This is a genomic window from Streptomyces sp. NPDC002676 (genome assembly GCF_053592455.1).
Genome location: NZ_JBSFVT010000022.1, coordinates 12,772 through 37,864, shown reverse-complemented (window position 1 = coordinate 37,864; position 25,093 = coordinate 12,772). Strand labels below are relative to the sequence as shown.

Annotated in this window: 21 protein-coding genes; 16 read left to right on the top strand and 5 right to left on the bottom strand. The window is 71.0% G+C overall.

Annotation, left to right across the window (positions count from 1 at the left end; genetic code table 11):
* Nucleotides 1-5 precede the first annotated feature (5 nt).
* The 4 genes from ACWD3E_RS36450 to serA all read left to right on the top strand — a co-directional run bounded on the left by ACWD3E_RS36450 (nt 6) and on the right by serA (nt 5,334).
* Nucleotides 6-1,856 carry an acetolactate synthase large subunit gene (locus ACWD3E_RS36450; protein ID WP_451391799.1) on the top strand — a complete coding sequence of 617 codons (1,851 nt, stop codon included), beginning with the start codon at nt 6-8 and terminating at the stop codon, nt 1,854-1,856.
* Between the two features lie 26 nt (nt 1,857-1,882).
* Nucleotides 1,883-2,407 carry an acetolactate synthase small subunit gene (gene ilvN / locus ACWD3E_RS36445; protein WP_451354723.1) on the top strand — a complete coding sequence of 175 codons (525 nt, stop codon included), beginning with the start codon at nt 1,883-1,885 and terminating at the stop codon, nt 2,405-2,407.
* Nucleotides 2,408-2,518: 111 nt separating this feature from the next.
* Nucleotides 2,519-3,517, top strand: a complete 999-nt coding sequence (ilvC, locus tag ACWD3E_RS36440; RefSeq protein WP_451391798.1) for a ketol-acid reductoisomerase — start codon at nt 2,519-2,521, stop codon at nt 3,515-3,517.
* Nucleotides 3,518-3,744: 227 nt separating this feature from the next.
* On the top strand, nt 3,745-5,334 hold the full coding sequence (serA, locus tag ACWD3E_RS36435; RefSeq protein WP_451391797.1) for a phosphoglycerate dehydrogenase: 1,590 nt from the start codon (nt 3,745-3,747) through the stop codon (nt 5,332-5,334).
* 65 nt (nt 5,335-5,399) lie between these two features.
* On the opposite strand, the gene ACWD3E_RS36430 is transcribed toward serA, so the two are convergent.
* The gene (locus tag ACWD3E_RS36430; RefSeq protein ID WP_451391796.1) at nt 5,400-6,944 is read right to left on the bottom strand and encodes an MFS transporter; all 1,545 of its coding nucleotides are present in this window, start codon (nt 6,942-6,944) and stop codon (nt 5,400-5,402) included.
* Nucleotides 6,945-7,067: 123 nt separating this feature from the next.
* Between ACWD3E_RS36430 and ACWD3E_RS36425 the strand changes: the two genes are divergently transcribed.
* The gene (locus tag ACWD3E_RS36425) at nt 7,068-7,646 is read left to right on the top strand and encodes a TetR/AcrR family transcriptional regulator (RefSeq protein ID WP_451391795.1); all 579 of its coding nucleotides are present in this window, start codon (nt 7,068-7,070) and stop codon (nt 7,644-7,646) included.
* A gap of 73 nt (nt 7,647-7,719) precedes the next feature.
* Complete coding sequence (locus ACWD3E_RS36420; protein ID WP_451391794.1) at nt 7,720-9,267, top strand: FAD-dependent monooxygenase; 1,548 nt, start codon at nt 7,720-7,722, stop codon at nt 9,265-9,267.
* Nucleotides 9,268-9,280: 13 nt separating this feature from the next.
* Here the strand turns inward: ACWD3E_RS36420 and ACWD3E_RS36415 are convergent, their stop codons facing one another.
* The gene (locus ACWD3E_RS36415) at nt 9,281-10,543 is read right to left on the bottom strand and encodes a PucR family transcriptional regulator (RefSeq protein ID WP_451391793.1); all 1,263 of its coding nucleotides are present in this window, start codon (nt 10,541-10,543) and stop codon (nt 9,281-9,283) included.
* Between the two features lie 182 nt (nt 10,544-10,725).
* Between ACWD3E_RS36415 and ACWD3E_RS36410 the strand changes: the two genes are divergently transcribed.
* The gene (locus tag ACWD3E_RS36410) at nt 10,726-11,652 is read left to right on the top strand and encodes a proline dehydrogenase family protein (RefSeq protein ID WP_451391792.1); all 927 of its coding nucleotides are present in this window, start codon (nt 10,726-10,728) and stop codon (nt 11,650-11,652) included.
* 38 nt (nt 11,653-11,690) lie between these two features.
* The gene (pruA, locus tag ACWD3E_RS36405; protein WP_451391791.1) at nt 11,691-13,322 is read left to right on the top strand and encodes an L-glutamate gamma-semialdehyde dehydrogenase; all 1,632 of its coding nucleotides are present in this window, start codon (nt 11,691-11,693) and stop codon (nt 13,320-13,322) included.
* Between the two features lie 68 nt (nt 13,323-13,390).
* On the opposite strand, the gene ACWD3E_RS36400 is transcribed toward pruA, so the two are convergent.
* Both ACWD3E_RS36400 and ACWD3E_RS36395 read right to left on the bottom strand, forming a co-directional pair.
* Nucleotides 13,391-13,813 (bottom strand): hypothetical protein, encoded by a 423-nt coding sequence (locus ACWD3E_RS36400; protein WP_451391790.1) that lies wholly within the window; start codon nt 13,811-13,813, stop codon nt 13,391-13,393.
* A gap of 232 nt (nt 13,814-14,045) precedes the next feature.
* A complete protein-coding gene (locus tag ACWD3E_RS36395; protein ID WP_451391789.1) occupies nt 14,046-15,041 on the bottom strand; it encodes an NADP-dependent oxidoreductase in 996 nt (331 codons plus the stop codon).
* A 104-nt stretch (nt 15,042-15,145) separates the two neighbouring features.
* Here ACWD3E_RS36395 and ACWD3E_RS36390 point away from each other — a divergent pair, with 104 nt between their 5' ends.
* From ACWD3E_RS36390 to ACWD3E_RS36375, 4 genes are all read left to right on the top strand, one after another.
* The gene (locus tag ACWD3E_RS36390) at nt 15,146-16,075 is read left to right on the top strand and encodes a LysR family transcriptional regulator (protein ID WP_451391788.1); all 930 of its coding nucleotides are present in this window, start codon (nt 15,146-15,148) and stop codon (nt 16,073-16,075) included.
* A gap of 231 nt (nt 16,076-16,306) precedes the next feature.
* Entirely contained in the window at nt 16,307-16,438 is a 132-nt protein-coding gene (locus ACWD3E_RS36385) for a hypothetical protein (RefSeq protein WP_451391787.1), read from the top strand.
* 114 nt (nt 16,439-16,552) lie between these two features.
* On the top strand, nt 16,553-17,596 hold the full coding sequence (locus tag ACWD3E_RS36380; RefSeq protein ID WP_451391786.1) for a 3-isopropylmalate dehydrogenase: 1,044 nt from the start codon (nt 16,553-16,555) through the stop codon (nt 17,594-17,596).
* A gap of 247 nt (nt 17,597-17,843) precedes the next feature.
* Nucleotides 17,844-18,932, top strand: a complete 1,089-nt coding sequence (locus ACWD3E_RS36375) for a branched-chain amino acid aminotransferase (protein WP_451391785.1) — start codon at nt 17,844-17,846, stop codon at nt 18,930-18,932.
* 123 nt (nt 18,933-19,055) lie between these two features.
* On the opposite strand, the gene ACWD3E_RS36370 is transcribed toward ACWD3E_RS36375, so the two are convergent.
* Complete coding sequence (locus ACWD3E_RS36370; RefSeq protein ID WP_451391784.1) at nt 19,056-20,501, bottom strand: cytosine permease; 1,446 nt, start codon at nt 20,499-20,501, stop codon at nt 19,056-19,058.
* Between the two features lie 144 nt (nt 20,502-20,645).
* Here ACWD3E_RS36370 and ureA point away from each other — a divergent pair, with 144 nt between their 5' ends.
* Genes ureA through ACWD3E_RS36350 form a run of 4 tightly spaced genes read left to right on the top strand, consistent with a single transcriptional unit; the run spans nt 20,646 to nt 24,799 of the window.
* Nucleotides 20,646-21,353: an urease subunit gamma gene (ureA, locus tag ACWD3E_RS36365; protein WP_451391783.1), complete on the top strand. Its 708-nt coding sequence runs from the start codon at nt 20,646-20,648 to the stop codon at nt 21,351-21,353.
* On the top strand, nt 21,350-23,092 hold the full coding sequence (locus ACWD3E_RS36360) for an urease subunit alpha (RefSeq protein WP_451391782.1): 1,743 nt from the start codon (nt 21,350-21,352) through the stop codon (nt 23,090-23,092). The genes ureA and ACWD3E_RS36360 overlap by 4 nt, the downstream gene beginning before the upstream one ends.
* Before the next feature lie 11 nt (nt 23,093-23,103).
* Entirely contained in the window at nt 23,104-24,144 is a 1,041-nt protein-coding gene (locus ACWD3E_RS36355; RefSeq protein ID WP_451391781.1) for an agmatine deiminase family protein, read from the top strand.
* Between the two features lie 43 nt (nt 24,145-24,187).
* Entirely contained in the window at nt 24,188-24,799 is a 612-nt protein-coding gene (locus tag ACWD3E_RS36350; RefSeq protein ID WP_451391780.1) for a TetR/AcrR family transcriptional regulator, read from the top strand.
* The last annotated feature ends 294 nt before the right edge of the window (nt 24,800-25,093 follow it).

The following is a 25,093-nucleotide window of genomic DNA, read 5'->3' as shown; positions in this document are numbered from 1 at the left end:
TGCCGATGACCGAGCAGGCCACCGGGGCCCACCATCCGCAGCCGCGGCCCCGTTCCGGAGGACAGCAGTCCGCCCCCGTCGAGCACGTCACGGGTGCGCAGTCCCTCATTCGCTCCCTTGAGGAGGTCGGCGCGGACACGGTGTTCGGCATTCCCGGCGGCGCGATCCTCCCGGCGTACGACCCGCTGATGGACTCCACCCGGGTCCGGCACGTCCTGGTCCGCCACGAGCAGGGCGCCGGCCACGCGGCCACCGGATACGCGCAGGCCACCGGCAAGGTCGGCGTCTGCATGGCGACGAGCGGCCCGGGGGCGACGAACCTGGTCACGCCGATCGCCGACGCCCACATGGACTCGGTGCCGCTCGTGGCGATCACCGGCCAGGTCGCGTCGAAGGCGATCGGCACGGACGCCTTCCAGGAGGCGGACATCGTCGGCATCACCATGCCGATCACCAAGCACAACTTCCTCGTCACCAAGGCCGAGGACATCCCGCGGATCATCGCGCAGGCGTTCCACATCGCCTCCACCGGCCGCCCGGGCCCGGTCCTGGTCGACATCGCCAAGGACGCCCTCCAGGCGAAGACCGTCTTCTCCTGGCCGCCCACCATGGACCTGCCCGGCTACCGCCCGGTGACCAAGCCGCACGCCAAGCAGATCCGCGAGGCCGCCAAGCTGATCACCTCCGCCAGGCGGCCCGTCCTCTACGTCGGCGGCGGCGTCCTCAAGGCGCAGGCCACCGCCGAACTGAAGGTCCTCGCCGAACTCACCGGAGCGCCCGTCACCACCACCTTGATGGCGCTCGGCGCGTTCCCCGACAGCCACCCGCTGCACGTGGGAATGCCGGGCATGCACGGTGCGGTCACCGCCGTCACCGCGCTGCAGAAGGCCGACCTGATCGTCGCCCTCGGCGCCCGCTTCGACGACCGCGTCACCGGCAAGCTGGACAGCTTCGCCCCCTACGCCAAGATCGTCCACGCCGACATCGACCCGGCCGAGATCGGCAAGAACCGCGCGGCGGACGTGCCGATCGTCGGTGACGCCCGCGAGGTCATCGCCGACCTGATCCAGGCCGTGCAGAAGGAGCACAGCGAGGGCAACAAGGGCGACTACACCGCCTGGTGGAGCGACCTCAGCCGCTGGCGCGAGACCTACCCGCTCGGCTACGACCTGCCCGACGACGGCTCGCTCTCCCCGCAGCAGGTCATCCAGCGCGTCGGACAGCTCGCCCCCGAGGGCACGATCTTCGCGGCGGGCGTCGGCCAGCACCAGATGTGGGCCGCGCACTTCATCGAGTACGACAAGCCCGCCACCTGGCTGAACTCCGGCGGCGCCGGAACGATGGGCTACGCCGTCCCGGCCGCGATGGGCGCCAAGGCCGGCGCGCCGGAGCAGACGGTCTGGGCGATCGACGGCGACGGCTGCTTCCAGATGACCAATCAGGAGCTGACCACCTGCGCCCTGAACAACATCCCGATCAAGGTCGCCATCATCAACAACGGCGCCCTCGGGATGGTCCGCCAGTGGCAGACCCTCTTCTACAACCAGCGCTACTCCAACACCGTGCTGCACTCCGGCCCCGACGACATCAACCCGGACGCCCGGGGCACCCGCGTGCCGGACTTCGTGAAGCTGTCCGAGGCGATGGGCTGCGTGGGCCTGCGCTGCGAGCGCCCGGAGGACCTGGACAAGGTCATCGAAGAGGCGAACTCCATCAACGACCGCCCCGTCGTCATCGACTTCATCGTCCACGAGGACGCGATGGTGTGGCCGATGGTCGCCGCCGGCACCTCCAACGACGAGATCATGGCCGCCCGGGACGTCCGCCCCGACTTCGGCGACAACGAAGACGACTGAGAGCCGTAGGAAAAGGAACGAGACCCATGTCCAAGCACACGCTCTCCGTCCTGGTGGAGAACACGCCGGGCATCCTCGCCCGCATCGCCGCCCTGTTCTCCCGCCGCGGCTTCAACATCGACTCGCTCGCGGTCGGTGTCACCGAGCACCCCGAGATCTCCCGCATCACCATCGTGGTGGGCGTCGAGGACCTGCCGCTGGAGCAGGTGACCAAGCAGCTCAACAAGCTCGTCAACGTGCTGAAGATCGTCGAGCTGGAGCCCGGTCAGGCCGTTCAGCGCGAACTCGTTCTGGTGAAGGTCCGCGCCGACAACGAGACCCGCTCCCAGATCGTCGAGATCGTCCAGCTGTTCCGCGCCAAGACCGTCGACGTCTCCCCGGAGGCCGTGACGATCGAGGCCACCGGCAGCAGCGACAAGCTGTCCGCCATGCTCAAGATGCTGGAGCCGTACGGCATCAAGGAGCTGGTCCAGTCCGGCACGATCGCGATCGGCCGTGGCGCCCGTTCGATCACCGACCGCTCGCTGCGCGCCCTCGACCGCTCCGCGTAAGGCCGAAAACGGGCGGCACGCGCCGCCCGTATTCCGAGACCCCCGAACTTCCTTCCCGCTCACCGTCATACGGTGGGACGCACCATCTGCACACCAAGGAGAGAACCCAAAGTGGCCGAGCTGTTCTACGACGCCGACGCCGACCTGTCCATCATCCAGGGCCGCAAGGTCGCGGTCATCGGTTACGGCAGCCAGGGCCACGCCCACGCGCTGTCGCTCCGTGACTCGGGTGTCGACGTGCGCGTCGGTCTGCACGAGGGCTCCAAGTCCAAGGCCAAGGCCGAGGAGCAGGGCCTGCGCGTGGTGACCCCGGCCGAGGCCGCCGCCGAGGCCGACGTCATCATGATCCTCATCCCGGACCCGATCCAGGCCAAGGTCTACGAGGAGTCGATCGCCCCGAACCTGAAGGACGGCGACGCGCTGTTCTTCGCCCACGGCTTCAACGTCCGCTTCGGCTTCATCAAGGCCCCGGCCGGCGTCGACGTCGCCCTGGTCGCCCCGAAGGGCCCGGGCCACCTGGTCCGCCGCCAGTACGAGGAAGGCCGCGGCGTTCCGGCGATCGCCGCCGTCGAGCAGGACGCGACCGGCAACGCCTTCGCGCTCGCCCTCTCCTACGCCAAGGCCATCGGCGGCACCCGCGCCGGCGTCATCAAGACGACCTTCACCGAGGAGACCGAGACCGACCTCTTCGGCGAGCAGGCCGTCCTGTGCGGTGGCACCGCGGCTCTGGTGAAGGCGGGCTTCGAGACCCTGGTCGAGGCCGGCTACCAGCCGGAGATCGCCTACTTCGAGTGCCTGCACGAGCTGAAGCTGATCGTCGACCTCATGTACGAGGGCGGCCTGGAGAAGATGCGCTGGTCCGTCTCCGAGACCGCCGAGTGGGGCGACTACGTCACCGGCCCGCGCATCATCACCGACGCCACCAAGGCCGAGATGAAGCAGGTCCTCACCGAGATCCAGGACGGCACCTTCGCCCGCAACTGGATGGACGAGTACCACGGCGGTCTGAAGAAGTACGACGAGTACAAGAAGCAGGACTCCGAGCACCTGCTGGAGACCACCGGCAAGCAGCTGCGCAAGCTGATGAGCTGGGTCGACGAGGAGGCGTAAGCCTCACCTGGGGCCGGGGCGGACTGCCCCGGCCCCGTTGTCCACCCCGTCCAGCCACGGACGGGTGACACTTCCGCAGTGGCGCAATGAGACGCCCCCAGCGCCACTACACTGCTCAACAACACGCGTCAGGCCCACAGCGTCGTGCGTCTTCCGCGGCTAGCCCCCCTCCTCCGCCTGCGGCCGTCGGGACGGCCGTCCGCGCTCTGGACTTGTGAGGACCTCACGTGAGCTCGAAACCCGTCGTACTCATCGCTGAAGAGCTGTCGCCCGCCACTGTCGACGCACTGGGGCCGGACTTCGAGATCCGGCACTGCAACGGAGCCGACCGAGGCGAACTGCTCCCGGCCATCGCGGATGTCGACGCCATCCTGATCCGCTCCGCCACCAAGGTCGACGCCGAGGCCATCGCCGCGGCGAAGAAGCTCAAGGTCGTCGCCCGCGCCGGCGTCGGCCTGGACAACGTCGACGTCTCCGCCGCCACCAAGGCCGGCGTGATGGTCGTCAACGCCCCCACCTCCAACATCGTGACCGCCGCCGAGCTGGCCTGCGGTCTGATCCTCGCCTCCGCCCGCAACATCCCGCAGGCCAACGCCGCGCTGAAGAACGGTGAGTGGAAGCGCAGCAAGTACACGGGTGTCGAGCTGGCCGAGAAGACCCTCGGCGTCGTCGGCCTCGGCCGCATCGGCGCCCTGGTCGCCCAGCGCATGTCCGCCTTCGGCATGAAGGTCGTCGCCTACGACCCCTACGTGCAGCCCGCGCGGGCCGCGCAGATGGGCGTCAAGGTGCTGTCCCTGGACGAGCTGCTGGAGGTCGCCGACTTCATCACCGTCCACCTGCCCAAGACCCCCGAGACCCTCGGCCTCATCGGCGACGAGGCGCTGCGCAAGGTCAAGCCGAACGTGCGCATCGTCAACGCCGCGCGCGGCGGCATCGTGGACGAGGCGGCGCTGTACGCGGCGCTGAAGGAGGGCCGCGTCGCCGGCGCCGGCCTCGACGTGTACGCCAAGGAGCCGTGCACCGACTCGCCGCTGTTCGAGCTGGACCAGGTCGTCTGCACCCCGCACCTCGGCGCCTCCACCGACGAGGCCCAGGAGAAGGCGGGCATCGCGGTCGCCAAGTCCGTGCGCCTCGCGCTCGCCGGTGAGCTGGTCCCGGACGCGGTGAACGTCCAGGGCGGCGTCATCGCCGAGGACGTCAAGCCGGGCCTGCCGCTCGCCGAGCGCCTCGGCCGCATCTTCACCGCGCTCGCCGGTGAGGTCGCGGTCCGCCTCGACGTCGAGGTGTACGGCGAGATCACCCAGTACGACGTGAAGGTGCTGGAGCTGTCCGCGCTCAAGGGCGTCTTCGAGGACGTCGTGGACGAGACGGTGTCGTACGTCAACGCGCCGCTGTTCGCGCAGGAGCGGGGCGTCGAGGTCCGCCTGACGACCAGCTCGGAGTCGGCCGACCACCGCAACGTCGTGACCGTGCGCGGCACGCTCGCGGGTGGCGAGGAGGTGTCGGTCTCCGGCACGCTGGCGGGCCCGAAGAACGTCCAGAAGATCGTCGCGGTCGGCGACTACGACGTCGACCTGGCGCTCGCCGAGCACATGGTCGTCCTGCGCTACGAGGACCGTCCCGGTGTCGTCGGCACCGTCGGCCGCATCCTCGGCGAGGCGGGCATCAACATCGCCGGTATGCAGGTCGCCCGCGCGGTGGCCGGCGGCGAGGCGCTCGCGGTACTGACCGTGGACGACACGGTGACCGCCGGCGTGCTGGCCGAGGTCGCCGCGGAGATCGGGGCCACGTCGGCCCGGTCCGTGAACCTCGTCTGACGCACACACACGAACGCCGGGCGGGCTGACGAAAGTCAGCCCGCCCGGCGTCGTTCTGTACTGCCCTACTTCTCGTCCCTGACCTCGATCCTCCGCAGCGTCACCGCCGCGCCGACCGCCGCCACCGCCAGGACCGCCGTCCCGGCGATCGCCGCTCCGTGCATCCCGCTGGTGAACGCCTCCCGCGCCGTGGCGAGCAGGGAGTCGCCGGTACGGCCGGGCAGGCGGGCGGCCGTGGCGAGGGCGCCGCCCAGGGTCTCGCGGGCCGTGGACGGGGCCGCGGCCGGCATCTCGTGGCGGTAGACCGCCGTACCGATGGAGCCGAGGACCGCCATGCCGAGGGCGCCGCCGAACTCCGTGGCGGTCTCCAGCAGCGAGGACGCCGTGCCCGCCCGCTCCAGCGGGGCCGTGCTCATGGCCAGGTCGGTCAGCTGGGACATCACCATGACCACCCCGGAGGCGAGGACACCGGCCGCCGTCAGCGACAGCCACAGGGAGTCGGTGCCGGTGAAGGCGAGCAGCGCGTAGCCGGCCGCCGAGACCGCGAAGCCGGAGGCGACGACATAGCCGCGGTTGGCACCCCGGGCGACGAGCACCCCGGTGACCGGACCCGCGACGCCGATCAGCACCGACGGGAGCAGGCTCCACAGCGCGGCCGAGAGCGGGCTCTTGCCGAGGACCGACTGCAGGTACTGCGTGGTGAAGATCGCCGAGCCCATCATGCCGAACGCCGAGACCAGGGTCAGGACCAGCGCCGGGGTGAAGCCGCGGCCCCGCAGCAGGGCCGGCGGGATCAGCGGGGACTCAGCGGTGCGCTGGCGGCGGACGAAGAGCGCGGCGAACAGCAGACCGGCGGCCACCGAGACGACGTACTGCGGGTGCCAGCCTTCGGAGGGGATCTCCTTCAGGCCGTAGATCACGGGGAGCACGGCGGCCAGCGACAGCGGCACGCTCACCCAGTCGAAGCGGCCCGGGTCCGGGTTCTTCGACTCGGGCAGCAGCACCGGGCCGAGGATCAGCAGCAGGGCCATCGCGGGCAGGTTGACCAGGAAGACCGAGCCCCACCAGAAGTGCTCGACCAGGATGCCGCTCATCACCGAGCCCAGTGCGATACCGCCGGTCATCACGCCGGACCACAGCCCGATCGCCTTCGCCCGCTGAGCGGGGTCGGTGAACATCGTGCGCAGCAGGGCCATCGTCGACGGCATCAGGGTCGCGCCGCCGATGCCGAGTATCGCGCGGGCCGCGATCAGGGTCTCGGCGCTGTTCGCGTAGGCCGCGAGGACCGACGCGGCGCTGAAGGCGGCGGCGCCCGCCAGCAGGAGTTTGCGGCGGCCGATGCGGTCGCCGATCGAGCCCATCGTCATCAGCAGGCCGGCCAGGACGAAGCCGTAGACGTCGAAGATCCACAGCTGCTGGGTGCCGCTCGGCCGGAGGTCGGCGCTGATCGCGGGGGCCGCGAAGTACAGGACGGACACGTCCATCGAGACCAGCAGCAGCGGGAGCATCAGCACGCCGAGTGCGGTCCACTCACGGCGGCCGGCGCGGGTGGTGGCGGGCGGGGGAGCTGTCGGGGTGGTGCTCGGGGCGGTGCTCGCGGGGTTCGTCATGCCGAGAAATGTACGCGCGTCTTAAACGCTTGTCTAGAACGCATGTATAGGTCACGCGTCTAGGACGCTCGTATGGGACGTTCGTATGGGACATATGTATGGATCGGGAGTAGGGTGACGGGCATGGGACACCGTGAGGATCTGCTCGAAGGCGCCAAGCGCTGCCTGCTGGAGAAGGGCTTCGCGCGCACGACCGCGCGGGACATCGTGAAGGCGTCGGGGACCAACCTGGCCTCGATCGGCTACCACTACGGCTCGAAGGACGCGCTGCTGGCGCAGGCCTACGTCGCGCTGGTCGAGGACACGTCCGGCGCCCTCGACGCGGCCGACGACGTCGCGGCCATGGGCGCGCCCGGTTCGCTGGAACGCTTCCGGTGGGTGTGGTCGAACATCGTCGACACCATGCGGGAGCCGGGCTCCATCTGGCGGCTCAGCATGGAGGTCATGGCCATCGACATGCCCGAGGTGCGCGAGCACCTCTCCCGCGCACAGCGGGAGGGCGGGCGCGGACTCGTGGCCGTCATCCAGGGCATGCCGGAGGACCAGGTCTCCGACCAAGTGGCGGACACGCTCGGCCGGTTCTACATGACGCTGATGACCGGGCTCATCGCGCAGTGGACCTTCGACCCGAAGACCGCGCCCGACGGCGACGCGCTCACCGAGGGGCTCCGGCAGATCATCGAGGCGGCGGGCGCCGCCTAGGTCCTGTCCGGCCCGGCGCGTCGACGATCAACCCCCGTTTGCGGCCGGCCGGCGCGCGGAAGAGATGGGGGCCGTGGACGTACTGATCGTCGGTGCCGGGCCCGTCGGGCTCACCGCGCGGGCGCTGCTGGAGCGCTGGGGCGTACGCGTCCTGCTGGTCGAGAAGCACCGGGAGCTGTCGCCCTTTCCGCGGTCCCAGCTGGTCAACGTGCGCTCGATGGAGATCTTCCGCCAGCTGGGACTCGCCGCCGAGGTGGCCGGCAAGGCGTTCGCGCCGGAGTACGGGCGCATCCGCTTCCGCGACACCCTGCACGACCGCGACTTCGCCACGGCGGCGATGGCCGGGATCAACGCGCCGGTCCCCGAGAGCCCCGTGACCGGCGTGGTCACCTCGCAGGACCGGCTGGAACCCACCCTGCTCGCCGCGGCGGACGCGCCCGTGCGGCTCGGGGTCGAGCTGACCGGCCTCGCCGAGGACGCCGACGGCGTCGTGGCCCGGCTCGTCGATCGCGGACGCGGTACGGAGACCTGCGTCAGCGCCCGTCACCTACTCGCCGCCGACGGCGCGAACTCCACCGTCCGGAACCTGCTGGGCATCGGCACCACGGGACCGGGGGCGCTGGGGGACTTCACCACCGTCGTGTTCGACGCCGACCTCGACCGCTGGTGCGCCCGTCGGCCCGCCGGGGTCTACTTCACCCCGCACGGCTCCTTCGCCCCGCTCTACCCCGAAGGGGGCTGGGCCTGGTTCGGTGCCACACCCGAAGGCGCCGCGCGCCCCGACTGGCCCGGCCTCGTCTCGCGCGCCCTCGGCCCCGGCGCCGGCGTACGCGTCGGCGTGCGGCGAGTCCAGCACTGGGTGATGAACGCGTTCGTCGCCGAGCGCTTTTGCCAGGGCCGGGTCCTGCTGGCCGGCGATGCCGCGCACGCGGTCCCCATCATCGGCGGCCTGGGCATGAACGCCGGTCTCGCCGATGTGCACAACCTGTGCTGGAAGCCGGCAGGTGTGGTCCAAGGGTGGGCCGGGCCAAGCCTGTTGGACACGTACGAGACCGAACGCCGGCCCGTCGGGGAACGGACCCTCCGCCAGGCGGTGGCCAACACCCAGCTCATGCTCCAGGTGCAGGACCGGCGCCGCGAGCAGCTGCGGACCGGGACAGCGGCGTCGGCCCGGATCGAACTGCCCTGGTCGGACCGGTTCTTCGCCCAGCTGGGCCTCGTGCTCGGTGTCAACTACCGGTCCGCCGCCGTCCTCACGGACCACAGCACCGCACCTGAGCCGTCGGGCACGGACTACGTCCCCACCGCCGAGCCGGGCCACCGCATGCCCCACCTCTGGCTCGCCGAGGACCGCTCCACGCTCGACGCCCTCGGCGAATGGTTCACCCTGCTGACCCCGGACCCCGCCCCCTGGGCGCGGCACACCTCCACGCCCTGGCCGCTGCGCATCGAGCCCCTGCCGGGGAAGCACACCGGTCTCTGCGGCCTCGACCCGCACGGAGCCCTGCTCGTCCGGCCCGACGGCCATATCGCCGCCCGCCGGCAGGGACGCCCGCCGGGTGACGCCGCCCTCCGCCAGGCCCTCACCGCGATCACCGGCCCGGCCGCCCCGCGCCCGTGACCTGCCGGGGTGCCTACAGCCGCGCCCTCTTCAGCGCCATGTGCAGCAGCAGCCGGTCCTCGCCGTCGTCCAGGTCGAGGCCGGTCAGCGACTCCACCCGGGACAGCCGGTAGTACAGCGTCTGCCGGTGGATGCCCAGCGCGGCTGCCGCCCGGCCCGCCTGGCCCGCGCAGTCGAGGTAGATCTCGGCGGTGCGGGCCAGTTCCTGCTGGGCGGGGGAGAGGAGCGGGCCGACCACCGGGTCGTGGGCGGCCTGCGGGGGCAGTGCCGTCAGCAGCCGGTACGGCCCGATGCGCGACCACTCGGCGACCGGCCCGAACCGCGGCTCGGCCAGCGCGGCGCGCGCGGCGGCGGAGGCCTCCTGCCAGACCGTGCCCAGCTCGGCGAGACCGGTGCGCGGCTCGCCGACACCGGCGGCGAACCCGGTGGCCGCGGCGACCTGCGCCGCCCCGGCGAACCCCGTGGCCGCAGCGGCGGCGGCACGCGCCCCGGCGCCGCGCGCCCCCGCGCCACGGCTCCCTTCCGCCTCCTTCAGCAGCCGGGCGGCAGCCGTCAGCGCCGGGACCGCCACGTCCGTGCTGCGCAGCCGGACCAGCACCGCGAGGCTCTGCCCGGTCACGCCCCACGGCAGCGTGCACAGCGCGGCGGCATGCGGGACGGCCCGGACGGAGGGGGCCTCGTCCGGGTCGGCCGAGAACCAGGGGGCGACGCAGATCACCGTATGGGGGCCGTCCGCGCGGGCGCCCAGGGCCGTACGGAGTTCGGCCAGCGCCATGTCCTGCTGCCAGCCGCGCTCGGCGGTGAGCACCGCCCGCAGCTCCCGGCTCAGCCCGGCCCCCGCCTGCGCCTCGTCGGCGAGCAGCGCGCCGATCCGGGCGGCCACCTCCATGGCGGCGGCCAGCTGCGCGTCCGTGAGGCCGGGGTCGTCGTCCAGCAGCCAGACGTAGCCGAGGACGACACCGCGGTGGCGTACCGGCAGACAGATGCGGCCCCGGTACACGCCCGCGTCCGGAGACGGCGGGATCCGTACCGGTCCGGTCGCGCGCGTGATGCCGAAGCCCTCGAACCACGAGCGCACCGCCGCCGTGGAGCGCCGGGTCAGGATCGAGCGGGTGCGCACCGGGTCCAGCGCCGAGGGATCGAGCTCGCCCTCGCTGTCGTACGCACCGAAGGCGATCAGCTCGAAGTCCCGGTTCTCCAGGGTCGCGGGCACGCCCAGCAGCTCCGAGATCTCGTCGACCAGCTCTTGGTAATCACCCTTGAAATCGGCCGTCACTCAGCAATTCTTGCGCACTTCCGCGGCGCCTTCATACATATGTCTGAGATCCAGGGCACGGATGCGTGACAGCTGTCGATGGCCGACGATCGGAGAGATCCTTAGGTTTCACGGTGGTTCTCCGTGCCGTACCCGAATCGTCGGGTGACGGCCGTTTCGGTGCTTGTCTGTGGAGGTGCCCCGTGCTGGGTCCCGTGATTCTCGCCGCGTCGCGCAGCGACCGGATGCGTCGCCTGATCTCGGCGGCCCCGGTGACCAAGCAGGTCGTCGACCGCTTCATCCCCGGCGAGACCGTGGCCGACATCGTCCCGATCATCAAGGAGCTGACGGCCAAGGGCCTGGAGCTGACGATGGACGTCGTCGGCGAGGACATCACCCGCCCCGAGCAGGCCACCGCCGCCCGGGATGCCTACCTGGCGCTGATCGACCACCTCAAGGAGCTTGAGCTGGGCGAGAGGGTCGAGATGTCCGTCAAGCTCTCCATGTTCGGACAGGCCCTGGAGGGCGGCCACGAGCTGGCCCTCGCGAACGTCCGCCCGGTCGTCGAGGCCGCCGCCGCCATCGGTACGACCGTGACGCTGGACGCCGAGGACCACACCACCCTCGACTCGATGTTCGCCATCCACGAGGAGCTGCGGAAGGACTACCCGCAGACCGGCTGCGTGATCCAGGCCTACCTCTTCCGCACCGAGGCCGACGCCCGCCGCCTCGCCGAGAGCGGCAGCCGCGTCCGCGTGGTGAAGGGCGCGTACAAGGAGCCCGCCGAGGTCGCGTACCAGCAGAAGCACGAGATCGACAAGGCGTACGTCCGGATCCTGCGGATCCTGATGGAGGGCGAGGGGTACCCGATGATCGGGTCCCACGACCCGCGCCTGATCGCCATCGCCCAGGAGCTGGCCCACAAGGCCGGCCGCAAGCTGGACGAGTACGAGTTCCAGATGCTCTACGGCATCCGCAGCGACGAGCACCTGCGCCTGGCCGCCGAGGGCCACCGCATGCGCGTCTATACCGCGTACGGCACCGACTGGTACGGCTACTTCATGCGCCGTCTCGCGGAGAAGCCGGCGAACCTGCGCTTCTTCCTCCGCTCGATGGTCAGCAAGGGCTGAACCCGAACACCCGCTCAAGTACAAGGAGTACGGATCTCATGGACGCTGTGACCCAGGTCCCCACCCCCGTCAACGAGCCGGTGCACGGCTACGCCCCCGGCTCGCCCGAGCGCGCCCGGCTGGAGGCCAAGCTGAAGGAGCTGGCCGAGAACCCGATCGACCTGCCGATGACCATCGGCGGGGAGCGGCGGATGGGCGGCGGCGAGACCATCCAGGTGGTCCAGCCGCACAACCACAAGGCCGTCATCGGTACCCTGCGCAACGCCACCCAGCAGGACGCCCAGGACGCCATCGACGCGGCCCTGGCCGCCGCGCCGGCCTGGCGCGCGATGTCCTTCGACGACCGCGCGGCGATCATCCTGCGCGCCGCCGAGCTGCTGGCCGGCCCCTGGCGCGAGACCATCGCCGCCTCCACCATGCTGGGCCAGTCCAAGACCGCCCAGCAGGCCGAGATCGACACCCCGTGCGAGCTGGTCGACTTCTGGCGGTTCAACGTCCACTACGCCCGCCAGATCCTGGCCGAGCAGCCCCCGGCGAACTCGCCGGGCGTGTGGAACCGTCTGGACCACCGCCCGCTGGAGGGCTTCGTCTACGCGATCACGCCGTTCAACTTCTCGGCCATCGCGGGCAACCTGCCCACCGCCCCGGCCCTGATGGGCAACGTGGTCGTGTGGAAGCCGTCCCCGACCCAGACCCACGCCGCCGTGCTGCTGATGCAGCTCCTGGAGGAGGCCGGTCTCCCCAAGGGTGTCATCAACCTCGTCACGGGTGACGGCATCGAGGTCTCCAAGGTCGCTCTCGAGCACCGCGACCTGGCGGGCATCCACTTCACCGGCTCGACCAAGACCTTCCAGTACCTGTGGAAGACGGTCGGCAACAACATCGAGAAGTACCGCTCCTACCCGCGTCTGGTCGGCGAGACCGGCGGCAAGGACTTCCTGGTCGCGCACCCGAGCGCCGACCGCGCGGTGCTGAAGACCGCCCTGACCCGCGGTGCCTTCGAGTACCAGGGCCAGAAGTGCAGCGCGACCTCCCGCGCCTACATCCCCGCCTCCATCTGGAACTCGGGCTTCAAGGAGGAGTTCGCGGCCGAGGTCGACTACCTGACCATGGGTGACGTCACCGACCTCTCGAACTTCATCGGCGCCGTGATCGACGACCGCGCGTTCGCCAAGAACAAGGCCGCGATCGACCGCGCCAAGGAGGACCCGACCTGCACGATCGTCGCGGGCGGCAGCTACGACGACTCGGTCGGCTACTTCGTCCGCCCGACCGTCATCGTCTCCACCGACCCGGAGAACGAGGTCTTCCGCACCGAGTACTTCGGCCCGGTCCTCGGCGTCTACGTCTACGAGGACGACAAGTACGACGAGATGCTGGAGCAGATGGAGTCGGTCTCCGACTACGCCCTGACCGGCGCCGTCATCTCCAACGACCGTGCGGCGGCTGCCTACACGATGGAGAAGCTCCGCTACGCGGCGGGCAACTTCTACATCAACGACAAGTCGACCGGTGCCGTCGTCGGCCAGCAGCCCTTCGGCGGTGGCCGCGCCTCCGGCACCAACGACAAGGCCGGCGCCCCGCAGAACCTCCTGCGCTGGACCCTGACCCGGGCCATCAAGGAGACCCTGGTCGCGCCGACCGACTACACGTACCCGCACATGGGCTGATCCTCAGCACCCCGAGCGACGGGCCGGGAAGCCTGACCCACGAGCAGGCTTCCCGGCCCGTTTCCAACTCACTGGAGGTTGAGGGTGATCTCCTGCTCGTCGTCCAGGCCGCTCTGCGTGATCGACCTGTTGAACTTGTTGACCTGGTGGCCGGGGACCTTGCAGGTCACGACGACGCGGAGCTGGAAGTTCGCGTCCAGTGGCACCTTGACGTCGACGGGACCATAAGGCGCCGTGCGCGCACCGTTGTTGTCCACGCCGTCCGAGATGCTGCCCTGGCCACCGCTCAGGGTCACCTTGGTGGGCACGGACAGGTTGGGGGCCGGGTACCGCCCTTCGCAGCTTACGTTGCCGGAGTAGGTCACCGTCCCCACGTCCACGGCTTGCGCGGACGGGAGTGGGCCGGCGAACAGCAGGCCTCCGGTGGCGGCCACGGCGACGGCCGCGAGGGTGCGGGACCTTCGAGAGATGCGCGCTGAGTGCATGGGCATGGCTTCACCTGCAAACTGAGGTGCGGTGTTCGATGGGGCCGCATGCGGGCGCCGCTAGGCGAGCTGCCGCTCGGGGTGGGCGCAGGATGGTCGGCGCGTCTGCCGTACGGGCCAGGTGTCCGCCCCCTGCTTTCGCGTCCCCTGCTTTCACGGCAACACCGGCAGCCCCTTCCGTTCCACTGAACACGCTCCTACAACGTCCCCCGCCCTGCAACCGCAGGCCCGGCAGTCGTCAGGAGGCCTTCCGTACCAGGATCTTGCCCGTGTTGCCGCCGCGCAGCATCAGCAGGAACGCCTCCACGATCCGGTCGAAGCCGTCCACCACGGTCTCGTCCAGCGCGAGCGCCCCGCTGCGCAGGTGCGGTACGGCGAAGTCGTACAACTCCTCCTGTGCGTCCCGGTAGTCGCTGACAAGGAAGCCCTCGATGCGCAGGCTCTTCTCCACCACGTCTGAGTGGTTGAAGACGACCGGCGGGGCGTCCGGGGTGTTGTACTGGCTGATCGTGCCGATCCGCACCACCCGGCCACGCTCGCGCAACGCGCCGATGGCCGCGCCGAGTTGGTCGCCGCCGACGTTGTCGACGAAGACGTCGATGCCGGTGGGGGCGGCCTCGGTGAGGAGGTCGGCGGCCGGGGCCGCGTGGTAGTCGAAGGCGGTGTCGTAACCCACCTGCTCCGTCAGGTACTTCACCTTCTCCGGCGATCCCGCGCTGCCGATCAGGCGGCCCGCGCCCAGGAGGCGGGCGAAGCGGCCGGTCGCCGTACCGACCCCGCCGGCCGCTCCGGAGACGAACAGGTCCTCGCCCTCGCGCAGTCGGGCGATCCGGGTGAGGCCGACGTAGGCCGTCAGGCCCGTGCCGCCGAGCACGCTCAGGTACGCCGACAGCGGGACACCCTCGTAGTGGGGGAGCCGTCTGACCTCCTCGGGGCTGACCACCGCGTGCGTGCGCCAGCCCTGGCGGTGGAAGACGACCTCGCCCTCGGGCAGCTCAGGGGTGCGCGAGGCGATCACCCGGCCCAGCGTGCGGCCCTCCAGCGGGGCATTCAACTCGAAGTCGCCGTCCATCATTTCGCGGTGGTAGGGGTCCACGGACCAGTAGAGGTTCTCCACCAGGGCCGTGCCCGGGGCCGGTTCGGGGACCGGGGACTCGGCGAAGCGGAAGTGGGCGGCGGTGGGGAAGCCGTCGGGGCGGGCGGTCTGCTGCACGGTGAGTGCGATCTCGGTCATGGGAAAGGACCGTAGGCAGGAATGCCGGGGGTGAGCAGAGGGTTGGGCTCATGGAACGCGCCGATCCATGAAACGGCCTCATAGACGCAGGTGGGAGCCCCTCAGTGACAGCAGTCGATCTCGCCCCGCAGGAGTTGCGGATCCTCGTCGCCGTGGCCGACGAGGGCGGCTTCTCCACCGCCGCCGCGAAGCTGGGCGCCACCCAGTCCGCCGTCTCCCACGCCGTGCGCGGCCTCGAACGCAAGCTGGGGGTGGTGCTGTTCGAGCGCGGGCGGTTCGGGGCCCGGCCGACTCCGGCGGGGGAGCGGGCGGCGGCCCATGCGCGGCGCGTGCTGCGCATGCTGACCGCCCTGTCCGCCGACGCGCGGAGCGCGGGCACCGGCGAGCTCACCGGGCCGCTGCGCGTCGCCGCCTTCCGCAGCGCCGCCCTGCACCTGCTGCCGCCGGCCCTGGAGCGGCTGGCCGCGCTGCACCCCGGCATCGAGGTCGCCGTCACCGTCGTGCGGGAGCTGGGGCCCGGCACCGCGGGCGAGGTCGAGGCGGGGCGGGCCGACCTCGGGATCGCCACCTTCGGCGGCGACGCGGCGCTCCCGCCGGGGCTGGTCGGCGGGGCGCTGCTGGAGGAGCCGTACTCCCTGGTGCATCCGGCCGGGCATCCCGACCCGCGCGGTCTGCCGCTGGTCGACTGGATGGAGAACTGCGGCTCCTACACGCGCGCGTGGTGGGCCGCCCAGGAGTGGATTCCGGCCGCCACCGTCACCGCCGAGGACGACGGCGCGGTGCTGTCGATGGTGGGCAGCGGGCTCGGCATGGCGATCATGCCCGCGCTCTCCCTCACCCAGGCCCCGCCCGCGGTGGAGATCACCGATCTGGGCCCCGACCGGCCGTATCGCTCGGTCCGCTACGTCACGACCCCGGAGCTGGCCGGCACGGACGCCGTACGCGCGCTGATCCGCGTCCTGCGCGCACACGTTGCTGAATCACCCGTTCGAGACTCACTCATACGCACGAAGCCGCAGCTCAGGGCCGTGTGAGCCAGTGCACTGTCTCAGATAGTAGGAAGTCCGAGTAATCGTGCAGACAGCGGCGGGCCGCTCCTTTACTTTGGGAGAAGCCGAACGTCCCGCTCGATCAAGCGAATGGCGGTCGTGAGCCGGGCCCTGTGCAGGTAACCCCTGTGGCCAGCCGCTCCCACCGCGACTTCCGGCGTCTCGCGAACCCCTCATCCGCACTCCTGTGTGCGCCATCGAAGGAGTTGATCCCTCATGCCCGAGACGACCGCCCGCCGCCGCGTCCGCCACGTGTCCCGCACGAGCGAGTCCGACCGCAAGAACGCCGCCGCCGCCCTCCAGCGCGCCCTCGACCGCCGGGACAACGGCGGTGAGACCGGCCACTGAGCCGCCGCGCCGCACGGGTGAACGGCGCCCGACAGGGGGACGTCGTCCCTCGATGGGGTGTCCGTATCGTGGACAGGCCGTGTCATGGCATGGGACGAGGAGTACGGTTCCCGCATGTCTCGCAGCATCAATCTCGCAGTGATCCCCGGTGACGGCATCGGCCAGGAGGTCGTGGCCGAGGGTCTCAAGGTCCTCTCCGCCGTCCTGCCGCAGGATGTGAAGCTGGAGACCCAGGAGTACGACTTCGGCGCCAAGCGCTACCACGCCACCGGTGAGACCCTCACCGACGCCGACCTGGAGCACCTCAAGCAGCACGACGCGATCCTGCTCGGCGCGATCGGCGACCCGTCGGTGCCGTCCGGTGTCCTGGAGCGCGGCTTCCTGCTCAAGCTCCGCTTCGCCTTCGACCACCACGTCAACCTGCGTCCGTCGAAGCTGCTCCCGGGTGTCGCCACCCCGCTCGCGGGCGAGCCGCAGATCGACTTCGTCGTCGTCCGCGAGGGCACCGAGGGCCCCTACACCGGCAACGGCGGCACCATCCGCAAGGGCACCGAGCACGAGGTCGCCACCGAGGTCTCCGTGAACACGGCCTACGGTGTCGAGCGCGTGGTCCGCGACGCCTTCGCCCGCGCCCAGGCCCGCCCGCGCAAGAAGCTCGCCCTGATCCACAAGAACAACGTGCTGACCTTCGCCGGTCACCTGTGGACGAACGTCTTCAACAAGGTGGCCGCGGAGTACCCCGAGGTCACCACCGAGTACATGCACGTGGACGCGGCCACCATCTACCTGGTGACCCAGCCCGAGCGGTTCGACGTGATCGTCACCGACAACCTCTTCGGCGACATCATCACCGACCTCGCCGCGGCCGTCTCCGGCGGCATCGGCGTCGCCGCGTCCGGCAACATCAACCCCAGCGGCGCGTTCCCGTCCATGTTCGAGCCGGTCCACGGCTCGGCCCCGGACATCGCCGGGCAGGGCAAGGCCGACCCCACCGCCACGGTCCTGTCCGTCGCCCTGCTCCTGCGCCACCTCGGTTACGGCGCCGAGGCGGACCGCATCGAGGCGGCGGTCGCCACCGATCTCACCGAGCGCGGCGCCCTGCCGGCGCGCAGCACCTCCGAGATCGGCGACGCGCTCGCCGCCCGAGTAGCCGGCTGACCCGGCTGCACGGCACCATCCGAAGCCGCCGGGCCACCACTGCGCCCGGCGGCTTCCGCATGTCTGCGCCGGGTGCCACCATCGATCCCTGGGCCGCCCCCCGGATTCCGTCGGCCGCCCCCTCCGCGCGATAATCGGACGCGGAGCCGCGGCATGAGGGAAAGCTCGGACGTCCTAACACTGGCTGAAAATGGCCGGTTGGGGCGATTGCGCGGCCCGTCACTACAACCGGTGAGGACAAGCACCCATGACGACGCCCACGATCGAGCTCAAGCCCTCTGCCCACCCGCTGGCCGCCGCGGAGCGCGAGGCGATCCTGGCCAGCCCCGGTTTCGGCCGCCACTTCACCGACCACATGGTGACGATCAAGTGGACCGAGGGCCGCGGGTGGCACGACGGTCAGCTCGTCCCGTACGCGCCGATCCCCCTCGACCCGGCCACCACCGTCCTGCACTACGCGCAGGAGATCTTCGAGGGCCTGAAGGCCTACCGCCAGCCCGACGGCTCGGTCGCCACCTTCCGCCCCGACCAGAACGCCCTGCGCTTCCAGCGCTCCGCCAAGCGTCTCGCCATGCCGGAGCTGCCCGTCGAGACGTTCATCGAGGCCTGTGACGCCCTGATCCAGCAGGACCGGGACTGGGTGCCCGCGCACGGCGGCGAGGAGTCCCTCTACCTGCGCCCGTTCATGATCGCCACCGAGGTCGGCCTCGGCGTCAAGCCCGCCAACGAGTACCTCTTCATCGTGATCGCCTCCCCGGCCGGCGCGTACTTCCCGGGCGGCGTGAAGCCGGTGAAGATCTGGGCGTCCGAGGACCGCGTCCGCGCCGTCCCGGGCGGCATGGGCGACGCGAAGACGGGCGGCAACTACGCGGCCTCCCTGCTCGCCCAGGCCGAGGCCGCCGCCCAGGGCTGCGACCAGGTCTGCTACCTGGACGCCGTGGAGCACAAGTGGGTCGAGGAACTCGGCGGCATGAACCTGTACTTCGTGTACGGCGACAAGATCATCACGCCGTCGCTGACCGGCTCCATCCTGGAGGGCGTCACCCGTGACTCCCTGCTGGCCGTCGCCCGCGACCTCGGCTACACCTCCGAGGAGGGCCGCGTCTCCATCGACCAGTGGCAGCGCGACTCCGAGAACGGCACCCTCACCGAGGTCTTCGCCTGCGGCACCGCCGCCGTGATCACCCCGGTCGGCACGGTGAAGCGTGCCTCTGCCGAGTGGAAGCAGAGCGGCGGAGAGCCGGGTGAGGTGACTCTCCGCCTCCGCCAGGCCCTCCTCGACATCCAGCGCGGCAAGGCCGAGGACAAGCACGGCTGGATGCACCGCATCGGCTGATAGCCCGGCGGGAACTGCTGCGATCGGCCGTCTTTCGTCTGCCGCGTCGTCGTGGCTGGTCGCGCCCACGCGGCGGTAGCCGCATATCAGGCACAGCCCCGCGCCCCTTTGGGGCGCTACCGCTCAGCTCTTTGCGGACGTGCTCAGGGCCGCCGTGGACTCTTCGATGTCCGCGGTGGCCCCCTTGTGTTCCGGGCGGGACGTCAGCAGCAGGTACACCAGCCCCCCGACCGCCCCCGACAGCAGGAAGCTGCAGTCCACCCCGCCGGTCAGCTCCAGCAGCGGGCCCTGGTACGACGGCAGGGACACCGCGAGCAGGCCGACGCCGGCGCCCAGCGCCCAGGACACGGTCGCCCGCACGTTCCAGCCCGCCCGGTACCAGTAGATCCCGCCCCGCGAACGGCGGTTGAAGACCTGGAGGGCGTCGGCGTCGTACACCCCGCGGCAGCGGGCGAAGCCGATGAGGGTGATGACCGCCCACGGGGTGCCGATGGCGGTGAGCAGCAGCACGAAGGACGTCATCGCGGACTGCGCGTCCCAGGCGTAGTGGCCGACGAAGACGCAGACCGTGGCGACGACGGCGACCGTGCAGGTGGCGCGGGCGCGGGAGGCGCGCGGCAGGATCGCGTCCAGGTCGAGGCCCATGGAGTACAGCATCAGACCCGCGTTGCCGACGGAGCCCGCCGAGGCGGACAGCAGCAGCGGCACCAGGTACCAGGCCGGGGAGGCCGAGACCAGCGGGCCCGCGTAGTCGCCTGCCGCCCGGGCCGCGTACGCCGTGAACGTGCCGAAGAGCTGCGGCACCAGCAGTCCGAGGATCAGGCCCAGCCAGGTGGCGCGCAGGACCGTGCGGCTGGAGTGGCGCGAGGGCGAGATGTACCGGGTGTAGTCGCCGAGCAGGGTGATGAAGGCGATGGGGCCGGACAGGCCCGCGGCGACGGCCGCGAGGAACCAGGTCGGCCAGAAGGAGCCCAGCAGACAACCGCCCGCGTCCGGCAGCGCCGCCGTGGTGAAGTGCGGGGCGTAGGCGAAGATCCCGAGGATCAGCAGCGCGGTCATGCCGATCGCCAGCACCCGGGACATGGCGAGCAGCACCCGGTAGCCGTAGACCGCGCCCGCCACGGTCGCCGCGGCGAGCAGCGCGTAGACCACGGCGTACGCCACCCCGTCCGCGTGCAGCCCGAACAGCCGGCCGAGCACGCCCAGCATCACGTCACCGCCGATCCACACGGTCAGCGCGGTGTAGCCGAGGGCGAGGAGCAGGCCGACGACCGAGCCGACCAGCCGGCCCCGCACCCCGAACTGGGCGCCGGAGGAGGTGGACAGGTTGGTCGCGGTGCGCAGGGAGACCAGGGCGAGGGGCGCGGTGAACAGCGTGCCGGCCACCGTGCCCGCGACGATCGCGCTCACGGAGGCCCACCAGCCGAGCCCGAACGACACCGGCAGCCAGCCGAAGATGATCACTCCGAGACAGAGGTTGGAGCCGAGGAGGATCGACACCAGGTCCCGCGGGCCGCTGGTGCGCTCCTCGTCCGGGATGGTGTCGACTCCGCGCTGTTCTATCGGCATGGCTGGGTCTCCTTCGACTGCCGCCAGAGGTTTAGAGCGACGTTCAATGTCTGTGACCCGATAGTGGATGTCAATGCTTCCGTTCCGTCAAGCACCCGTTTAGAGTGATGCTCTAACTTATGGAAGGCAAGGAGGTGCCGCGTCGTGAGACTGACCCCCACGGAACGTGACCGGCTGCTGCTCTTCGGAGCCGCCGAGCTGGCCCGGGCCCGCCGGGCGCGCGGCCTCAGGCTGAACGTGCCGGAGGCGACCGCGCTGATCGCCGACACCGTCTGCGAGGCGGCGCGGGACGGCAGGCGGCTCGCCGAGGCCATCGAGGCGGCCCGCTCGGTGCTGGGCCCCGAGGACGTGCTGCCGGGCGTCGCCGACGTCGTCACCGAGGTCATGGTCGAGGCGGTCTTCGACGACGGCTCGCGGCTCGCGGTGGTCTCCGACCCCATCGGCGACAGCCTCGGCGACCGGGCCCCGGGCGCACTGCTGCCGGGCCCCGAGCACTCCGACCCCGAGCCGGTCGTCCGGGTCACGGTCACCAACACCGCGACCGTCCCGGTCTCCGTCACCTCCCACTTCCACTTCTTCGAGGCCAACCCGCGCCTCGACTTCGACCGCGCGCTGGCCTACGGCATGCGGCTCGCCGTACCCGCCGGATCCTCGGTCCGCTTCGGGCCGGGGGACAGCGAGAGGGTCGGGCTCGTGCCGATCGGCGGTGAGCGGATCGCGATCGGCTTCGCCGGGCTGGTCGACGGGCCGCTGGACGCCCCCGGCGCCAAGGAGGAGGCCCTGCACCGGGCCGCCGCCTGCGGGTATCTCGGAGTCACCGGAGCCACGCCGGAAGGGGGCGGGGAGCGATGAGCCGCTCGAAGGGACGCGAGGTGAGCCGGGCGATCCACGTCGACCCGCATGCCTACGCCGCCACCCACGGCCCCCGCGCCGGTGACCGCATCCGCCTCGGCGACTCGGGCCTGACCATCCGGGTCGAGTCCGACTCCCAGCGCTACGGCGACGAGTTCCTCGCGGGCTTCGGCAAGACCGCCCGCGACGGACTGCACCTGAAGGCCGCCGCCGTCCGCGAGACCTGTGACGTCGTGATCAGCAACGTCGTGGTGATCGACGCGGTGCAGGGCATCCGCAAGGTGTCCATCGGCATCCGGGAAGGCCGCATCTGCGCCGTCGGGCGGGCCGGCAACCCGGACACCCTCGACGGCGTCGACGTCGTCGTCGGCACGGGTACGTCGATCGTGTCCGGCGAGGGCCTGATCGCCACCGCCGGTGCCGTGGACACCCATGTGCACCTGCTGTCGCCGCGCATCATGGAGGCCTCCCTCGCCTCCGGCGTGACCACCGTCATCGGGCAGGAGTTCGGCCCGGTGTGGGGCGTCGGCGTCAACTCGCCCTGGGCGCTCAGGCACGCGTTCAACGCCTTCGACGCCTGGCCGGTCAACATCGGCTTCCTGGGCCGGGGTTCGTCCTCGCACAGCGCCCCCCTGGTCGAGGCGCTGGCCGAGGGCGGCGCGAGCGGCTTCAAGGTGCACGAGGACATGGGCGCCCACACCCGCGCCCTCGACACCGCCCTCCGGGTCGCCGAGGAGCACGACGTCCAGGTCGCCCTGCACAGCGACGGGCTGAACGAGTGCCTGTCGGTCGAGGACACCCTGCGTGTGCTCGAAGGCCGCACCATCCACGCCTTCCACATCGAGGGCTGCGGCGGCGGTCACGTGCCCAACGTGCTGAAGATGGCGGGCGTCCCGAACGTCATCGGCTCCTCCACCAACCCCACCCTGCCCTTCGGCCGGGACGCGGTCGCCGAGCACTACGGCATGATCGTCTCCGTCCACGACCTGAAGACCGACCTGCCCGGCGACGCGGCGATGGCCCGCGACCGCATCCGCGCCGGCACGATGGGCGCCGAGGACGTGCTGCACGACCTGGGCGCGATCGGCATCACCTCCTCCGATGCCCAGGGCATGGGCCGCGCGGGCGAGACGGTCCGCCGTACCTTCGCCATGGCCGGCAAGATGAAGGCCGAGCTGGGGCCCCTGCTTCCCCATGACGGGGAGGGCGGCGACAGTGAGGGCGACGACAACGCTCGCGTCCTGCGCTACATGGCCAAGCTGACCATCAACCCGGCCATCGCGCACGGTCTTGTCCACGAGGTCGGCTCGATCGAGGCCGGCAAGCTCGCCGACATCGTGCTGTGGCGCCCCGAGTACTTCGGCGCCAAGCCGCAGCTGGTCCTCAAGTCCGGCTTCCCGGCGTACGGCGTGGTCGGCGACCCCAACGCGGCCACCGACACCTGCGAACCCCTCGTGCTGGGCCCGCAGTTCGGCGCGTACGGTGCCACGGCCGCCGACATCTCGGTCGCGTTCGTCGCCCGGGCCGCCGTCGACCAGGGCAACGACAGGATGCCGACCCGGCGCCGGAGGGTCGCGGTGCGCGGCACCCGGGGCATCGGCCCCGCCGACCTGCGGCTCAACTCCCGTACGGGACAGGTCGACGTCGACCAGCGCACCGGCCTGGTCACCCTCGACGGCGACCCGCTCAGCTCGGAACCCGCCGACTCGGTCTCCCTCAACCGTCTCTATTTCCTGTGAAGGACCCCCGTATGAACACCCCCGCCGCCGACGGCTTCCGCATGCCCGCCGAATGGACCCCGCACGAACGCACCTGGATGGCGTGGCCGAGCCCGAACCCCACCTTCGACGACCCCGACGACCTCGCCGCCTCCCGCGCCGCCTGGGCCTCTGTCGCCCGTGCGATCACCCGCTTCGAGCCGGTGACGGTGGTGTGCGGCCCCGGCCGGTCGGCCGAGGCGCAGGCCCTCCTCGGCCCCGCCGTCACCACCGTCGAGCGCGAGCTGGACGACGCCTGGATGCGGGACATCGGCCCCACCTTCCTCACCAACGGCCAGGGTGAACTGGCCGCCGTGGACTGGACGTTCAACGGCTGGGGAGCCCAGGACTGGGCCCGCTGGGAGCACGACTCGAAGATCGCCGCGTACGTCTGCGATCTCGCGGGCGCGAAGACGTACGCCTCGAAGCTGGTCAACGAGGGCGGCGCGATCCACGTCGACGGCGAGGGCACCGTCCTGCTCACCGAGACCGTGCAGCTCGGCCCCGAGCGCAACCCGCACTGGTCGAAGGAGGAGGTCGAGGCCGAGATCCACGCCCACCTCGGCACCAGCAAGGCGATCTGGCTGCCGCGCGGCCTGACCGGCGACTACCCTCCCTACGGCTTCGGCACCCTCGGCCACGTCGACATCGTCGCCGCCTTCGCCCGCCCCGGCGTCGTAGTCGCCCACCAGCAGCCGGACCCGGCCCACCCCGACCACGAGGTCACCAAGGAGGTCATCGGCATCCTGAAGTCGGCGACCGACGCCCGGGGCCGCGCCCTGGAGGTCGTGGAGGTCCCCGCCCCGACCGTCCTGGAGGCCGACGGCCACTGGGCCGACTACTCCTACATCAACCACTACATCTGCAACGGCGGCGTCGTGCTGTGCGGCTTCGACGACCCGCGCGACGAGATCGCCGCCGGGATCTTCCGCCGTCTGTTCCCGGAGCGGACCGTGACCCTGGTGGACGCGCGTACGATCTTCGCAGGCGGGGGCGGTATCCACTGCATCACGCAGCAGCAGCCGAAGGTCTGACACATCTGACATATCTGACGCATCTGACACACGGGAGCAGCAGATGGCCGATGCGGCCCGTCCGCGCAGGAACGCGCCGCCGCGCGAGGAGGTCCTCGCTGCCGCCATGGACATGATCGCCGAGCGCGGTCTGGAGAAGCTCACCATGGCGGGGCTCGGCCGCGAGGTCGGGATGAGCAGTGGCCATCTGCTGTACTACTTCCGCTCCAAGGACGAGCTGCTGCTGCAGACCCTGGAGTGGAGCGAAGGCCGGCTGGGCGCCGAGCGCGGCCGGCTCCTCACCCGCGCGGGCAGCGCGCGCGAGCGCCTGGACGCGTACGTCGACCTGTACGTCCCCGACGGCCACCGGGACCCGCACTGGACCCTGTGGCTGGAGGTGTGGAACCGCTCGAAGAACGCCGACGACGACGCCCGCGAGCGGCAAGCCGCCATCGAGGGCGCCTGGCACCGCGACCTGGTCGCGCTGCTCGCCGAGGGCATCTCGCGCGGTGAGTTCCGCGCCGTCGACCCGGACCGCTTCGCGGCCCGGCTGCGCGCCCTCCTCGACGGCTTCTCCATCCACGTGGCGGTCGGCCTGCGCGGCACGAACCGGGAGCAAGTGATGACCCACGTCCGGGAATTCCTCGGGCAGGCACTCCTCACGCCGGACACCTGACGACCGCATCCTGAGACAATCGCCGGGACGGGGGCACGGCTGTGTCAGACTTCCTCCGTGCTCTCGTTCGCCATGATTATTGGCAGCAGGCGCGCCGGTCCGCAGTGACCACCTCGTACGACCAGGTGCGGGTGGCCACCGTCGTCCTCGACCCGCGCGCAGACCTCTCGCACCCGCGAGGGGTTTTTTCGTTTTCCGGCCCACCTGCAGCCGGAAGCGGTGCGCGCGGGACCATTGGGGGGACGGTGGAGCCGGTCATTCCGGTAAGACCGAAGATCCACAATCAGGAGCCTT

Bases quoted from the DNA above. Each gene is read 5' to 3' on its own strand.
- ACWD3E_RS36450 (WP_451391799.1), top strand. From the start codon at position 6: ATGACCGAGCAGGCCACCGGGGCCCACCATCCGCAGCCGCGGCCCCGT.
- ilvN (WP_451354723.1), top strand. From the start codon at position 1,883: ATGTCCAAGCACACGCTCTCCGTCCTGGTGGAGAACACGCCGGGCATC.
- ACWD3E_RS36430 (WP_451391796.1), bottom strand. From the start codon at position 6,944: ATGACGAACCCCGCGAGCACCGCCCCGAGCACCACCCCGACAGCTCCC.
- ACWD3E_RS36425 (WP_451391795.1), top strand. From the start codon at position 7,068: ATGGGACACCGTGAGGATCTGCTCGAAGGCGCCAAGCGCTGCCTGCTG.
- pruA (WP_451391791.1), top strand. From the start codon at position 11,691: ATGGACGCTGTGACCCAGGTCCCCACCCCCGTCAACGAGCCGGTGCAC.
- ACWD3E_RS36400 (WP_451391790.1), bottom strand. From the start codon at position 13,813: ATGCCCATGCACTCAGCGCGCATCTCTCGAAGGTCCCGCACCCTCGCG.
- ACWD3E_RS36395 (WP_451391789.1), bottom strand. From the start codon at position 15,041: ATGACCGAGATCGCACTCACCGTGCAGCAGACCGCCCGCCCCGACGGC.
- ACWD3E_RS36385 (WP_451391787.1), top strand. From the start codon at position 16,307: ATGCCCGAGACGACCGCCCGCCGCCGCGTCCGCCACGTGTCCCGCACG.
- ACWD3E_RS36380 (WP_451391786.1), top strand. From the start codon at position 16,553: ATGTCTCGCAGCATCAATCTCGCAGTGATCCCCGGTGACGGCATCGGC.
- ACWD3E_RS36375 (WP_451391785.1), top strand. From the start codon at position 17,844: ATGACGACGCCCACGATCGAGCTCAAGCCCTCTGCCCACCCGCTGGCC.
- ACWD3E_RS36370 (WP_451391784.1), bottom strand. From the start codon at position 20,501: ATGCCGATAGAACAGCGCGGAGTCGACACCATCCCGGACGAGGAGCGC.
- ACWD3E_RS36360 (WP_451391782.1), top strand. From the start codon at position 21,350: ATGAGCCGCTCGAAGGGACGCGAGGTGAGCCGGGCGATCCACGTCGAC.
- ACWD3E_RS36355 (WP_451391781.1), top strand. From the start codon at position 23,104: ATGAACACCCCCGCCGCCGACGGCTTCCGCATGCCCGCCGAATGGACC.
- ACWD3E_RS36350 (WP_451391780.1), top strand. From the start codon at position 24,188: ATGGCCGATGCGGCCCGTCCGCGCAGGAACGCGCCGCCGCGCGAGGAG.